The following is a 13,825-nucleotide window of genomic DNA, read 5'->3' on the forward strand; positions in this document are numbered from 1 at the left end:
GGGGGGCCGCGCCCGCCGCACCCTGCCGCCCGTGCGGACCGGGTTCAAGACCGCCCCGAACGCCGGCGGTTCAGCGTGTCGTTTCGGTCAGCCTGCGGGCGACGTAATCGCGGACGCTCCCGATCATCGGATCCATGTAGGGGTCTTCGAAGAAGTGGCCCGCGCCCTCCATCTCCTCGTGGGTGATGGTGATGCCCTTCTGCTCGTGCAGCTTGCCGACCAGCGCGCGCGTGTCGGCAGGCGGGGCCACGCGATCGTTCGCGCCGTTGATGATGAGGCCCGAGGACGGACAGGGGGCGAGGAAGCTGAAATCATAGCGGTCAGCGGGCGGCGAGACCGAGATGAAGCCCGTGATCTCGGGACGGCGCATCAGAAGCTGCATCCCGATCCACGCGCCGAAGGAGAATCCGGCGACCCAGCAGTGCTTGGCGTTCGGGTTCAGCGCCTGAAGATAGTCCAGCGCCGATGCCGCGTCCGAAAGTTCACCGATGCCCTGGTCGTATTCGCCCTGACTGCGGCCCACGCCGCGGAAGTTGAAGCGCAGGACGGTGAACCCCAGCTCCAGAAAGACGTAGTGGAGGTTGTAGACGACCCGATTGTTCATCGTGCCGCCGAACTGCGGATGGGGATGCAGGACAATGGCGATCGGCGCATCCTTGTGCTTCTGCGGGTGATAGCGGCCTTCGAGGCGGCCTTCGGGGCCGGGGAAGATCACTTCGGGCATGGGCGTTCCTTACATTCGGGGCCGTCGCGTGTGCGGGCGCGGTCGGTGTTGACGCTGGCGGGGGGCAGGGGGATAACCCCCGGAGAGCCGCCGTTCCCGCACGTCTAGGCAGGTAAGCGCAACGGCCGTGGGCGTCAATCGGAGGGGCCATGAAGCTGAGCACCAAGGGACGTTACGCGATGGTCGCGCTCGCCGATTTGGCGCAGCAGGCCGATGGGGCGACGACCTCGCTCGCCGAAGTGTCGAAGCGACAGAGCATCTCTCTGCCCTATCTCGAACAGCTTTTTGTCAAGTTGCGCCGCGCGGGCCTGGTCGAGTCCGTACGCGGGCCGGGGGGCGGATACCGGCTGGCCCGTTCGGCCTCCGACATCCGCGTGTCGGACATCCTTGAGGCGGTGGACGAGACGGTATCGGCCATGCACACCGGCGCGGGCGCCTCGGGCGGGTCGTCGGGATCTCGCGCGCAGAGCATGACGAACCGCCTGTGGGAATCGCTGTCGGCGCATGTCTACGTCTTCCTGCACCAGACGCGGTTATCGGACGTGGTGGACAATGCGCTGGTGCCCTGTCCGGCCGTGCCCTCGCTGTTCGAGGTGGTGGACGAATAGGGCCGTTGCGGACACGGCGGGCCGAACTCTGACGAAGGAAACGCCATGACCGGCCGGGTCTATCTGGACTGGAACGCGACGGCGCCGCTGCGCCCGGAGGCGCGGGCGGCGATGGCCGCCGCGATGGATGTCGTGGGCAACCCGTCGTCGGTGCATGCCGAAGGCCGCGCGGCGAAGGCCCTGGTGGAGCGGGCACGGGCGCAGGTCGCCACGGCCTTCGGGGCGTCGTCCGCAGATGTGGTCTTCGTGTCAGGTGCGACCGAGGCGGCGGCGCTGGCGATGGCCAGGCGCACCCTCGCCACCGCGCCGGTGGAGCATGAGGCCGTCGCCGCCTGGGGAGACGGGACGCTGCCCGTCGACGAACGCGGCGGGGTCACCGTAATCGACCCTGCGGCGACAGCCCTGCAACTCGCGAATTCCGAGACCGGCATCCTGCAGGACCTGCCGCCCGGAATCGCGGTCAGCGACATGACGCAGGCCTTCGGCAAGGTGCCGCTGGCCTTCGACTGGACCGGGGCCGACATGGCCTTGATTTCCGCGCACAAGCTGGGCGGGCCGAAAGGCATCGGTGCCTTGGTCATCCGGCGCGGCCTGGACGTGGCCGCGCAGATCCGCGGAGGCGGGCAGGAGATGGGGCGCCGGTCGGGCACCGAGAACATCACCGGCATCGCCGGTTTCGGCGCCGCGGCGGAGGCAGCAGCCCGCGATCTGGAGCGCGGGGAATGGGACCGGGTTGCCGAACTTAGAACTTTTCTAGAAACAAGACTTGAGGACTCCGGCAATCTGACTATTTTAGTCGGGAAGGAATCGAAACGTCTGCCCAACACGACCTGTATCATCACGCCCGGATGGCGCGGCGAGACGCAGGTGATGGCGCTGGATCTGGCCGGCTTCGCGATATCCGCGGGATCGGCCTGCAGCAGCGGCAAGGTCCGCAGCAGCGCCGTCCTCGGCGCCATGGGATACGGCCCGGGCGAAGCGGACTGCGCGATCCGCGTGTCGCTGGGACCGGACGTGACGCAGGAACAGATGGCCCGGTTCGTCGAGACGTTCCGCCGGCTGCAGGACAGGAGACGGAGATGACCGCTTTGGACGATATTCGGGTGAAGGAGGGCGTGGACGCCGAAACCGTCGATGCGGTCAAGGCGCTGTCGGGCACCTACAAGCACGGCTGGAACACCGAGATCGAGATGGAATACGCCCCCAAGGGGCTGTCCGAGGATATCGTTCGCCTGATCTCCGCCAAGAACGAGGAGCCGGAGTGGATGACCGACTGGCGGCTGGAGGCCTATCGCCGCTGGCTGACCTTGAAGGAGCCCAAGTGGGCGATGGTCGAATACCCCGCGATCGACTTTCAGGACCAGTATTACTACGCTCGCCCCGCCAGCATGGCCGTCAAGCCCAAGTCGCTGGACGAGGTCGACCCGAAGCTTCTGGAAACCTACAAGAAGCTGGGCATTCCGCTCAAGGAGCAGGCGATTCTGGCCGGTGTGGAGCCGGGACCGGAAGACCGTAAGGTCGCCGTCGATGCGGTGTTCGATTCCGTCTCCGTCGGCACGACCTTCCGCAAGGAACTGGCGAAGGCCGGCGTGATCTTCTGCTCCATCTCGGAAGCTATCCGCGAGCATCCAGAACTGGTACGCAAGTATCTCGGCACGGTCGTGCCGCAGTCCGATAACTACTATGCGACTCTCAACTCCGCGGTCTTTTCCGACGGCAGCTTCGTCTACATCCCCAAGGGCGTCCGCTGCCCCATGGAGCTGTCGACCTATTTCCGCATCAACGCCGAGAACACCGGCCAGTTCGAGCGGACCCTCATCATCGCCGAGGAGGGCAGTCACGTCAGCTATCTCGAAGGCTGCACAGCGCCCCAGCGCGACATCGCGCAGCTTCACGCCGCCGTGGTCGAAATCGTCATTCTCGACGATGCAGAGGTGAAATATTCCACCGTCCAGAACTGGTATCCGGGCGACGAGAACGGCAAGGGCGGCATCTACAACTTCGTCACCAAGCGCGCCGACTGCCGGGGTGCGCGGTCCAAGGTGATGTGGACGCAGGTGGAAACCGGCTCCGCGGTGACGTGGAAATACCCGTCCTGCATCCTGCGCGGCGATGACAGCCAGGGCGAGTTCTATTCCATCGCAATCGCCAACAACATGCAGCAGGCCGACACCGGCACAAAGATGATCCACCTGGGCAAGAATACCCGAAGCCGGATCGTGTCCAAGGGCATCAGCGCCGGTCGTGCGCAGAACACCTATCGAGGACTGGTGTCGATGCATCCCAAGGCCAAGAACTCGCGCAACTACACCCAATGCGACAGCCTTCTGATCGGCTCGCACTGCGGCGCGCATACCGTTCCCTACATCGAGGTGCGCAACAACAGCAGCCGCGTAGAACACGAAGCGACGACGTCCAAGGTGGATGACGACCAGCTGTTCTACTGCCGCTCGCGCGGGATGGACGAGGAGGAGGCCGTGGCGCTGGTCGTCAACGGCTTCTGCAAGGAGGTCCTGCAAGCCCTGCCCATGGAATTCGCCATGGAGGCGCAGCAGCTTGTGGCCATCTCGCTGGAGGGGTCGGTCGGCTGAACGTCGCCTCGCAACCTGTTGAAACATTGAATCCCGAAGTGGGGGAACGCCGTCATGCTGAAAATCGAGAACCTGCACGTCAAGCTGGAGGAGGAGGACAAGCAGATCCTCAAGGGCGTCGACCTGACGGTCGAGGCGGGCAAGGTGCACGCCATCATGGGGCCGAATGGCTCCGGCAAGTCCACGCTGTCCTACGTCCTGTCGGGGCGCGGCGGTTATGAAGTCACCGAAGGCTCCGCCACGCTCGACGGTATCGACCTGCTGGGGATGGAGCCTGAGGAGCGCGCTGCCGCCGGCCTGTTCCTTGCCTTCCAGTATCCTGTCGAAATCCCCGGCGTCGGCAACATGACCTTTCTGCGGACTGCCGTGAACGCCCAGCGCAAGGCGCGGGGAGAGGAGGAGCTGTCGTCGACCGATTTCCTCAAGACCATCCGCGCCAAGGCCAAGGATCTGAACATCGACGCCGACATGCTCAAGCGTCCGGTCAACGTGGGCTTTTCGGGTGGTGAGAAGAAGCGCAACGAGATCCTGCAGATGGCCATGCTGGAGCCGCGCATGTGCATTCTGGACGAGACCGATTCCGGCCTCGACGTCGATGCGATGCGGCTCGTGTCCGATGGCGTCAACGCGCTGCGCGACGCCGGGCGCGGATTCCTTGTGATCACGCACTACCAGCGACTGCTGGACCACATCCGGCCGGACGTCGTTCACATCATGGCCGACGGCCGCATCGTCAAATCGGGTGGTCCCGAACTGGCGCTGGAAGTCGAACGCAACGGCTATGCCGACATCCTCGAAGGGGCGGCGTGATGGTAGCCGATCCCCGCACGACCGCCACCGACGAACGGCTCGACGCGCTGACCCTGCCGGCTGGCAACGGCTGGCTTCATGCCGCGCGCAAGGACGCTCTGGGCCGCCTGCGCGCCGTTGGCCTGCCGGTGCGGCGCGACGAATACTGGCGCTTCACCAATCCCGCCCCGCTGGTTCGTGTCGCGCCCGCGCCCGACGCGCCTACGCAGACCGACGATCCGTTCGACGGCGTCGACGCCTATGTGATCACGATCGACGGCGACCGGCTCGACCTGCCCGACGGCGCGCCGGACGGGCTTGAGATCACGACCCTGTCCAAGGTGGCGGAGGCCGACATTCACTGGGTCCGCGACCTCTATGGCAAGTTGGAGGCCGCGGGCTCCCGCCCCGTGTCGCGGCCCTTCGCAATGCTCAACACCGCCTTCGCAACTGGCGGACTGGCGATCCGCGTGATGGCGAAGGTGTCGCGGCCGATTCACATCCGCACCATCGGCGGCACCGACCCGATCCTGCACCATGTGGTGAAGGTGGATGCGGATGCCGCGGTCACGATCCTGGAATCCGGTACTGCCGGCGCGCGGTCCAACATCGTGACCGAGGTGGACGTGGCCGACCGCGCCGCCTTCGACCACATCCGCGTTCAGGGCCCTGACCACGCGCGCCACGTCAACACGCACCTTTTCGCCCGGCTGGGCACCGGAAGCGCGTTCAAGTCCTTCACCCTCTCGGCGAACGGCCAGTTTACCCGCAACGAAGCGGTGATCGAGTTGACCGGCGACGACGCCACAGCGCATGTCGCGGGCGCGGCCTTCGGGCGGGACGACCTGCATCATGACGACACGGTCTTCGTAATCCACGATGCCTGCGATTGCGAAAGTCGTCAGGTGTTCAAGAAGGTGCTGCGTGATGGAGCTACCGGCGTGTTCCAAGGCAAGATTCTTGTGAAGGAAGGCGCGCAAAAGACCGACGGCTATCAGATCAGCCAGGCACTTCTGCTAGACGACGACAGCGTCTTTCTCGCCAAGCCGGAGCTGGAGATCTACGCCGACGATGTCGCTTGCTCCCATGGCTCCACCACCGGCGCCATCGACGAGACGGCGCTGTTCTACCTGCGGTCGCGCGGGGTGTCGAAGCGAGTCGCAACCGACCTTCTGGTGCTCAGCTTCCTGACCGAAGCGGTGGATGAGATCGCGGACGACGGGCTGCGCGATCACGTCGGGGGGCTGATGGCCGACTGGCTGTCGCGCGACTGACGTGTCGGTCACGCGCGACATTCCGCGGGCGTGGGCGCGGCCCCGTCGCGTCATGGCGGAGCGACTGTCGCATGGCCCAGACGACAAGGTCGCCTTCGTCTATCTCGCGGCCGCGTCCCTTCTCGGGTTCGTCGCGCAACTGCCCGGCCTCGTCCAGCGTGCCCGAACGCCGGACCCCGTATTCGAGGGGCTGATCGTCTCGGAAAGCGCCCGCGTCGGCACCGAGGTGCCCGCCAACATCGTCGACGCGAAGTTCGAGGCTCTGTTTTCGGGCGCGCTGATGGCCTGGATCTTCATCGTTCCGCTCGTGCTCTACGTCTTCGCCGCGCTCTCGCATTTGATCGCGCGCGCAATGGGCGGACGGGGCAGCGGCCTGCGCGCCCGTGTCGCCTTGTTCTGGTCTTTCCTCTGCGTCACGCCTGCGCTGTTGCTGCTGGGTCTCACGACCGGCTTCGTCGGTCCCGGCCCGGCACAGGCGCTGGTCGGCGTGATCACGCTCTGCGCCTTCATCTGGATCTGGCTCAATTCCCTCTATGTCGCGGAGACACCTCATGTTTGACGTCGAAGAGATCCGCGCCCAGTTCCCGATCCTGCAGCGGAAGATCAACGGCAATCCGCTCGTCTATCTCGACAACGGCGCATCGGCGCAGAAGCCGCAGGTCGTACTCGACACGATCCAGCGGGCCTATGGTCAGGATTACGCGAACGTTCACCGGGGTTTACATACGCTTTCCACCATCTCGACCGACAATTTCGAGGCTGTGCGCGGCAAGATGGCCCGCTTCCTCGGCGCGCCGTCGGAGGATCATATCGTCTTCACCACCGGCACGACTGAGGCGATAAACCTGATCTCCTATGCTTGGGCCGCGCCCCGGATGCAGCCAGGGGATGAGATCGTCCTGTCGATCATGGAGCACCACGCCAACATCGTGCCTTGGCATTTCCTGCGCGAACGGCAAGGCGTCAAGCTGATCTGGGTCGACACCGACGCCGATGGCAACCTCGATCCGCAGGCGGTTCTGGATGCGATCACGGACAGGACGAAGCTGATCGCGATAACCCATGTTTCCAACGTCTTGGGAACCGTCGTTGATGTGAAATCCATATGCACCGGCGCCCGCGACCGAGGCGTTCCCGTCATGGTCGATGGCAGCCAGGCTGCGGTCCACATGGCGGTGGACGTGTCCGACATCGGCTGCGACTTCTATGCGGTTACGGGACATAAGCTATACGGACCAAGCGGTTCCGGGGCGATCTTCATCCACCCTGACCGAATGGCCGAGATGCGCCCCTTCATGGGCGGCGGCGACATGATCCGCGACGTCCATCGCGATAGCATCACCTGGAACGACGCCCCCATGAAGTTCGAGGCCGGCACCCCCGGCATCGTCCAGACCATCGGGATGGGCGCCGCAGTCGACTGGATGATGGACGTCGGAATGGACGCCATCGCCGCGCATGAGGCGGGTCTGCGGGATTATGCGCTGGACCGGCTGACGGGGCTCAACTGGCTGAACGTGCAGGGAAACCCGCGCGACCGGGCCGCGATCTTCAGCTTTACGCTGGACGGCCCGGCCCATGCGCACGACATCTCGACCGTCCTCGACAAGAAGGGCATCGCGGTCCGCGCAGGCCAGCATTGTGCGCAGCCACTCATGGAGCACATGGGCCTGACCGCAACCTGCCGCGCGAGTTTCGGCGTCTACAACACCCTGGCCGAGGTCGATGCCCTGGTCAACGCGCTGGAGCTTTGCCACGACCTGTTTGCCTGACCGCCTCAGCGCAGGGTAAAATCGGCCACTGTCGCGCCCGTAATCCGCAGAAGGTCGCCCGGCGCGACCGGGAAGACGTGGCGCGGCGTTCCGGCAGCGGCCCAGACGACGTCGAACGCCATCAGCCGGGCATCGAGCCACATCGGCACCGGTGTCAGGTGCCCCACGGGCGAGACGCCGCCGATAGCGAAGCCGGTGACGGCGCGTACCGTGTCGGCATCGGCCCGCGTCAGCCGACCCCCGGCCAGCGCGCTGGCCCTGACGCCATCGACTTGATTGCCGCCGGCCGCCAGGAACAGGGCGCAGCCTTCACTGCGGGTAAAGACGATGGATTTCGCGATCTGGTCCACCGTGCACCCCACCGCGTCGGCGGCCGCCTGCGCAGTGCGGCAATCGCCCAGTTCCACGGGCGCGCCGGTCAGGCCGGCAACGCGCAGGGCGGCGGTCACGCGGGTCAGGCTTCGGCTCATGCCCGCGTTCTGCCCGTTGACGCCGGCGACGCCAAGGGGCCTGATGCGGCCATGTTCCGAAACCTCATCACCCGCCATCCCGTCCCCTTCGACGCAGAGGCCGGTGCCCGTGCCGCGGCCGATGTGCCGGTCGATGCAGGCGACCTGGTTGCCGGCGCGGCGGGATGCAGCCCCTATCTCGCCACGCTGATCGCACGCGAACGCGATTGGCTGGCGGACCTGTGGGACAATGACCCCGAGGCGGCGTTGGACGATATCCTGACCATGCTGGCGCAGGCAGAGGGCGATGTATCCGTGGCGCTCAGGGTCGCCAAGCGGCGTGTGGCGCTTCTGGTCGGGCTGGCTGAACTGGGCGGGGTCTGGCCGGTCATGCGGGCAACGGCGGCGCTGACGCGGTTCGCGGACGCGGCGCTCGGCAAGGCGCTGTCGGTGTCGCTTACCAAGGCAGCCAAGGGGCCGGTGACGGGCGACGGCGGGCTGGTCGCCATCGCCATGGGCAAGATGGGCGCGGGAGAGCTGAATTATTCCAGCGACATCGACCTTGTCCTGCTGTTCGACGAAGGCCGCTACGACCCCGGCGACTATGCCGAGGCGCGGGCCATCCTGCTCCGGGTGGCGCGGCGGGCGATGGCGCTTCTCTCCGACATCACAGCCGAGGGCTATGTGTTCCGCACCGACCTGCGCCTGCGCCCCGATCCGGCCAGCACGCCCATCGTCCTGTCGATGGAAGCGGCGGAGCGGTATTACGAGGCGATGGGCCGGACGTGGGAGCGCGCTGCCTGGATCAAGGCGCGCGCCGCCGCCGGGGCCATCGCGGCTGGCGAGGGGTTCCTTGACCGCATGACCCCCTTCGTGTGGCGCCGCCATCTGGACTTCGCCGTCGTCGAGGAAGCCCACGACATGCGTCGCCGCATTCGCGATCACAAGGGCCTTGCGGGCGAGTGGCAGGTGCCGGGCCACGACGTCAAGCTGGGGCAGGGCGGCATCCGCGAGATCGAGTTCCTGACCCAGACGCAGCAGATCATCGCCGGCGGCCGCGACCCGTCGCTGCGCGTCCGTGGCACGCTGGAGGGGTTGGACCGTCTGGTGGATGCGGGCTGGGTTGCACCGGGCGACCGTGACGTGCTGACCGCGCAGTATCGCCACCTGCGCGCGGTCGAACATCGGGTGCAGATGGTGCAGGACGCGCAGACGCATCGCATCCCGAAGGACGCCGAGGGGTTGCGGCGTATGGCGTGTTTCATGGGGACGGACGATACCGACGCCTTTGTTGCCGACCTGCGCGACCGGATGCGCGCGGTCGAGGCGATCACCGACCCCAGCTTCGCCATCCCCGACCGTCACGAAGGCCCCACCGCGATCGAGGGGGCGGAGGCGATCACCGACCGCTGGACCACCTATCCCGCGCTCCGCTCCGGCCGCGCGCGCACCATCTTCGCCAGGCTCAGGCCGGGGCTTCTGGCCGCGCTGTCGGCAGCCGCCCGGCCGGAGGAGGCGCTGGCGGCCTTCGACGGCTTCCTGCGCGGCCTGCCGTCGGGGGTGCAGCTTTTCTCGCTGTTCGAAGCGAACCCGAGGCTCATCGCGCTGCTGGCCGACATCTGTGCCACCGCCCCCGATCTGGCGCGGCATCTGTCGCAGCATGCAGAGGTTCTGGACGCCGTCATCGACGGCTCGTTCCTCGCTCCCCTGCCGGAGGAGTGGGAGGCGCCCGCCCTCGACCCGGCGGAGTTCGAGGAGTCGATGACCGTCCTGCGGCGCTGGCATCGGGAGGAGCATTTCCGCATCGGCGTGCACCTGCTCCGGCGCCTCGTCGATCCGGGCACGGCCGGGACGGCCTATGCCGCGCTGGCGCAGGCCGTGCTGTCCGCTTCATGGGACGTGGCGCTGGCCGAGACGGCGCGGCGCTATGGCCGGGTGCCGGGCCTGCGGCTCGCCGCGCTCGGGATGGGGTCGCTGGGTGTCGGGCGGCTGACGGCACGGTCCGATCTGGACCTCGTGATCCTGCACGACGGGGCCGAGGCGGACGCTCTGTCCGACGGGTGGCGCCAGCTTGGGCCGGGTCAATGGGCGGCACGGTTCACCCAGGTTCTCATCACGGTGCTGACCGCGCCCATGGGCGAGGGACGGCTCTACGAGGTGGATATGCGGTTGAGGCCGTCCGGCAAACAGGGGCCGGTCGCCACGCCCCTTTCGGGTTTCGTGAGCTATCAGGCGACCGAGGCCTGGATGTGGGAGCACATGGCCCTGACCCGCGCTCGCGCCATCGCAGGCGACGACGAACTGCGCGCCGCCGCCGAGGATGCACGCCGCGCCGCCATCCGCGAAAGCCGCTTCTCCCATGACGAGGTGGTTTCAGGGCTGGCCGGGATGCGTGCCCGGCTTGCCGACGCGGGCCGCACCGGCGCTGGCCTGTCGGTCAAGTCGGGGCCGGGCCGGATGCAGGACATCGAACTCGCCGCGCAGGCCCATGCGCTGATCGCCGGGGCGGCGGAGCGGGGGGTGGCGGAACAGCTGTCGGTGGATGGCTGGCTGGACGCCGCGGCCCGCGCCGATCTCGTCGCAGCCCACCGCCTTCTGTCGCGGGTACAGCAGGTGCTTCGCCTGTTGACCGGCGACGATCCGCCGGGCGATCTGGGGGCGGGCGGCGATGCGTTCCTGGCGAAGGCCGTCGGAATGGACGATGCGGCTGCCGTCTCCGCAGCCTGCGACGTGGTGGCGGCGCAGGCGGCGGAACATGTCGACGCGGCGCTGGCCCGGGCGGGCGTCATGGCGGAACCTTTGGGGGAGGCGGGGGAATGACCCAAGGCGGAAAGGGTCCGGACGACCCCAAGGGGTTGATCCACGAAGCCTACCGGATCGACGGGATCACGACCGGGGAATGTCGTACCATCTTCCTCGACTGGGCGCTGTCGATGACGGGAGATCCGCGTCCGGCCATCGAGCGTCTCCTGCGCGACCGGCCCCCGCACCCCATGACCGACGTCCTGCGCGAGGGGCTGTCCACGCCCGCCCGGACCGGTCGTCGGGGCGGCTGGGCGGGGCGGCGCGTCTAGTCCTGCGTGCCCCGTTCGCGGTAAGGCGTCGTTCCGTAATGCGCGCGGTAGCATTTCGAGAAATGAGAAGGCGAGGTGAAGCCGCAGGCCAGCGCGACGTTGATGATCGACATGTCCGTCTGCATCAGCAGGTTGCGCGCCCGCCCGAGGCGAAGCTCCATGTAATACCGCTTGGGCGAGCGGTCGAGATACCTGCGGAACAGACGCTCCAGCTGCCGCGTGGACATGCCCACCCCGGCGGCGAGCGTGGCGGGACTGACCGGCTCCTCGATGGCCTGCTCCATCTCGCGGATGACCTGCGACAGGCGGGGATGACGGACGCCGATGCGCGTGGGGATCGACAGCCGCTGCGAATCCTGGTCCGTGCGGATCGAGGAATAGATCATCTGGTCGGCCACCAGCGCCGCCAGGTCCTTGCCCCAGTCGCGCGCGATCAGGTGCAGCATCAGGTCCACGGATGCTGTGCCGCCCGCCGTGGTGATGCGCTTGCCGTCGATGGTGAAGACGGATTTCGTCAGGTCGACTTCGGGGAACTCCTCGGCGAAGCCGTCCTGGTTCTCCCAGTGGATCGTGGCGCGCTTGCCGTCGAGCAGGCCGCTCGCCGCGAGCGACCAGGCGGCGGTGCAGAGGCCGGCGACGGTGCCCCCGCGCCGCGCCTCGCGCCGCAGCCAATTGCGCAGCCGCGTCGTGGTCGCCTGTGCGACGTCGATGCCGCCGATGACGACGATGGTATCGTCGCGCGACGTCTCGCCCAGGGGGCCGTCCAGGACGAAGGTCGTGCCCGCCGAGCAGGTCACCGTTTCGCCACCCTCGCCCTGGAGCGACCAGGTATAGAGCGTCATCCCCGACATCCGGTTCGCCAGCCGCAGCGCGTCGAGCGCACTGGCGAAGCAGAGAAGGGTGAACCGGTCGAGCAGGACGAAGGTGAAGTGCAGCGGCTTGTCCGGCGTCGGAATGGTTATGGATCGCGGTCGGCCATCGGGCTTGGCTGGTGTCTGGCCCGGCATCGGCGCGCTCTCCCCTGTCGCGGCGCATCCGTCAGCCGGGCCGCATTTCGATGCCTAATCGGAACGGTTCTACCGGATCAAGGGCATCCGACGTTTGCAGGTGCGGCAGGGATGGGATATCGCCATGATTTGAATGCGGGCCGGAGGAACGGGACATGGCACAGACAAGCACCTGGTCGAAATCGGACTGGCGGGCGAAGCCCCGCGTGCAGATGCCGGACTATCCCGATGCCGAGGCGCTGAACGCGGTGGAGGCTAAACTCGCGCGTAATCCGCTTCTGGTCTTCGCGGGCGAGGCACGGACGCTCAAGCAGGAGCTGGCCGCCGCGGGGCGCGGCGAGGCGTTTCTGCTGCAAGGCGGCGACTGCGCCGAAAGCTTCGCCGACTTCAACAGCGATGCGATCCGCGACACGTTCAAGGTGATGCTGCAGATGGCCATGGTCCTGACGTTCGGGGCCAAGGTTCCGGTCGTCAAGGTCGGCCGCATGGCGGGCCAGTTCGCCAAGCCCCGCAGTGCCCCGACCGAGACGAAGGAGGGGGTGGAGTTGCCAAGCTACCGCGGCGACATCATCAACGAACTGGTGTTCTCGCCGGAGGCGCGCATCCCCAACCCGCAGAAGATGCTGGAGGCCTATACCCAGTCGGCCGCCACGCTGAACCTGCTGCGCGCGTTCTCCAAGGGCGGGTTCGCCGACATCCACCGCATCCACAGCTGGACGCTGGGCTTCACCGACGGCGACAGTGCCAAGCAGTACCGCGACATGGCCGGACGCATTCAGGATGCGCTCGACTTCATGACGGCGGCGGGGCTCACGTCCGACAACAATGCCGAACTCGCGACGGTGGATTTCTATACCTCGCATGAGGCACTGCTGCTGGAATACGAGGAAGCCCTCTGCCGGCAGGACAGCCTGACGGGCGACTGGCTGGCCGGGTCGGGTCACATGATCTGGATCGGCGACCGCACCCGGCAGCCCGACGGCGCCCATGTCGAGTTCTGCCGCGGCGTGCTGAACCCCATCGGCCTGAAGTGCGGCCCGACGACGACCGAGGACGACCTGAAGGTCCTGATCGACAAGCTGAACCCCGACAACGAGATGGGCCGCCTGACGTTGATCGCGCGCTTCGGTGCAGGTCAGGTCGCCGACCATCTGCCGCGCCTGATCCGCGTCACGCAGCAGATGGGTGCAAACGTGGTCTGGACCTGCGACGCGATGCATGGAAACACGATCAAGTCCTCGACCGGCTACAAGACCCGGCCGTTCGACGCCGTCCTGCGTGAGGTGCGGGAGTTCTTCGCCATCCACCGCGCAGAAGGCACCGTTCCCGGCGGCGTCCATTTCGAAATGACGGGCCAGGACGTGACCGAATGCACCGGTGGCGTCCGCGCCGTGACCGACGAGGATCTGTCCGATCGTTATCACACCGCCTGCGACCCGCGCTTGAACGCCTCGCAGTCGCTGGAACTCGCGTTCCTGGTGGCCGAAGAACTGTCGGGCCTGCGGGCGGAGCGTCAGCGCGCCGCATCTTGACCTTT

The 13,825-nt window shown here is 67.0% G+C and carries 13 protein-coding genes; 10 read left to right on the forward strand and 3 right to left on the reverse strand.

The annotated features are described in order from the left end of the window. Positions 1-70: 70 nt before the first annotated feature. Positions 71-724, reverse strand: a complete 654-nt coding sequence (locus JAN5088_RS13515; RefSeq protein WP_055683373.1) for an alpha/beta hydrolase — start codon at positions 722-724, stop codon at positions 71-73. A 149-nt stretch (positions 725-873) separates the two neighbouring features. Between JAN5088_RS13515 and iscR the strand changes: the two genes are divergently transcribed. From iscR to JAN5088_RS13550, 7 genes are read left to right on the forward strand one after another with little or no spacing between them, the layout of a single operon-like run. Then, positions 874-1,332: a Fe-S cluster assembly transcriptional regulator IscR gene (gene iscR / locus JAN5088_RS13520; protein WP_055683374.1), complete on the forward strand. Its 459-nt coding sequence runs from the start codon at positions 874-876 to the stop codon at positions 1,330-1,332. A 45-nt stretch (positions 1,333-1,377) separates the two neighbouring features. Beyond that, the gene (locus tag JAN5088_RS13525) at positions 1,378-2,415 is read left to right on the forward strand and encodes a cysteine desulfurase family protein (RefSeq protein ID WP_055683375.1); all 1,038 of its coding nucleotides are present in this window, start codon (positions 1,378-1,380) and stop codon (positions 2,413-2,415) included. Next, positions 2,412-3,923: a Fe-S cluster assembly protein SufB gene (gene sufB, locus JAN5088_RS13530; protein ID WP_055683376.1), complete on the forward strand. Its 1,512-nt coding sequence runs from the start codon at positions 2,412-2,414 to the stop codon at positions 3,921-3,923. Before JAN5088_RS13525 ends, sufB begins: the two co-directional genes overlap by 4 nt. A 54-nt stretch (positions 3,924-3,977) precedes the next feature. Further along, the gene (gene sufC, locus JAN5088_RS13535; protein WP_055683377.1) at positions 3,978-4,733 is read left to right on the forward strand and encodes a Fe-S cluster assembly ATPase SufC; all 756 of its coding nucleotides are present in this window, start codon (positions 3,978-3,980) and stop codon (positions 4,731-4,733) included. Further along, positions 4,730-5,986: a SufB/SufD family protein gene (locus JAN5088_RS13540; RefSeq protein ID WP_055683378.1), complete on the forward strand. Its 1,257-nt coding sequence runs from the start codon at positions 4,730-4,732 to the stop codon at positions 5,984-5,986. The genes sufC and JAN5088_RS13540 overlap by 4 nt, the downstream gene beginning before the upstream one ends. A 1-nt stretch (position 5,987) precedes the next feature. Continuing rightward, on the forward strand, positions 5,988-6,545 hold the full coding sequence (locus JAN5088_RS13545; RefSeq protein ID WP_055683379.1) for a YIP1 family protein: 558 nt from the start codon (positions 5,988-5,990) through the stop codon (positions 6,543-6,545). Continuing rightward, on the forward strand, positions 6,538-7,758 hold the full coding sequence (locus JAN5088_RS13550) for a cysteine desulfurase (RefSeq protein ID WP_055683380.1): 1,221 nt from the start codon (positions 6,538-6,540) through the stop codon (positions 7,756-7,758). Before JAN5088_RS13545 ends, JAN5088_RS13550 begins: the two co-directional genes overlap by 8 nt. Positions 7,759-7,763: 5 nt before the next feature. Here the strand turns inward: JAN5088_RS13550 and JAN5088_RS13555 are convergent, their stop codons facing one another. Further along, positions 7,764-8,228 (reverse strand): YbaK/EbsC family protein, encoded by a 465-nt coding sequence (locus JAN5088_RS13555; RefSeq protein ID WP_055683776.1) that lies wholly within the window; start codon positions 8,226-8,228, stop codon positions 7,764-7,766. A 51-nt stretch (positions 8,229-8,279) separates the two neighbouring features. Here JAN5088_RS13555 and JAN5088_RS13560 point away from each other — a divergent pair, with 51 nt between their 5' ends. Together JAN5088_RS13560 and JAN5088_RS13565 are read left to right on the forward strand one after the other, a co-directional pair. Continuing rightward, positions 8,280-11,027, forward strand: coding sequence for a [protein-PII] uridylyltransferase family protein (locus JAN5088_RS13560; protein ID WP_055683381.1), 2,748 nt, complete (start codon positions 8,280-8,282; stop codon positions 11,025-11,027). Further along, on the forward strand, positions 11,024-11,281 hold the full coding sequence (locus tag JAN5088_RS13565; protein WP_055683382.1) for a hypothetical protein: 258 nt from the start codon (positions 11,024-11,026) through the stop codon (positions 11,279-11,281). The genes JAN5088_RS13560 and JAN5088_RS13565 overlap by 4 nt, the downstream gene beginning before the upstream one ends. On the opposite strand, the gene JAN5088_RS13570 is transcribed toward JAN5088_RS13565, so the two are convergent. Next, positions 11,278-12,288, reverse strand: a complete 1,011-nt coding sequence (locus tag JAN5088_RS13570; RefSeq protein WP_082430018.1) for a GlxA family transcriptional regulator — start codon at positions 12,286-12,288, stop codon at positions 11,278-11,280. The genes JAN5088_RS13565 and JAN5088_RS13570 overlap by 4 nt on opposite strands. 155 nt (positions 12,289-12,443) lie before the next feature. Between JAN5088_RS13570 and JAN5088_RS13575 the strand changes: the two genes are divergently transcribed. Continuing rightward, positions 12,444-13,820 (forward strand): class II 3-deoxy-7-phosphoheptulonate synthase, encoded by a 1,377-nt coding sequence (locus tag JAN5088_RS13575; protein ID WP_055683383.1) that lies wholly within the window; start codon positions 12,444-12,446, stop codon positions 13,818-13,820. Positions 13,821-13,825 lie beyond the last annotated feature (5 nt).

It is taken from the genome of Jannaschia rubra, from assembly GCF_001403735.1.
Taxonomy (GTDB): domain Bacteria; phylum Pseudomonadota; class Alphaproteobacteria; order Rhodobacterales; family Rhodobacteraceae; genus Jannaschia; species Jannaschia rubra.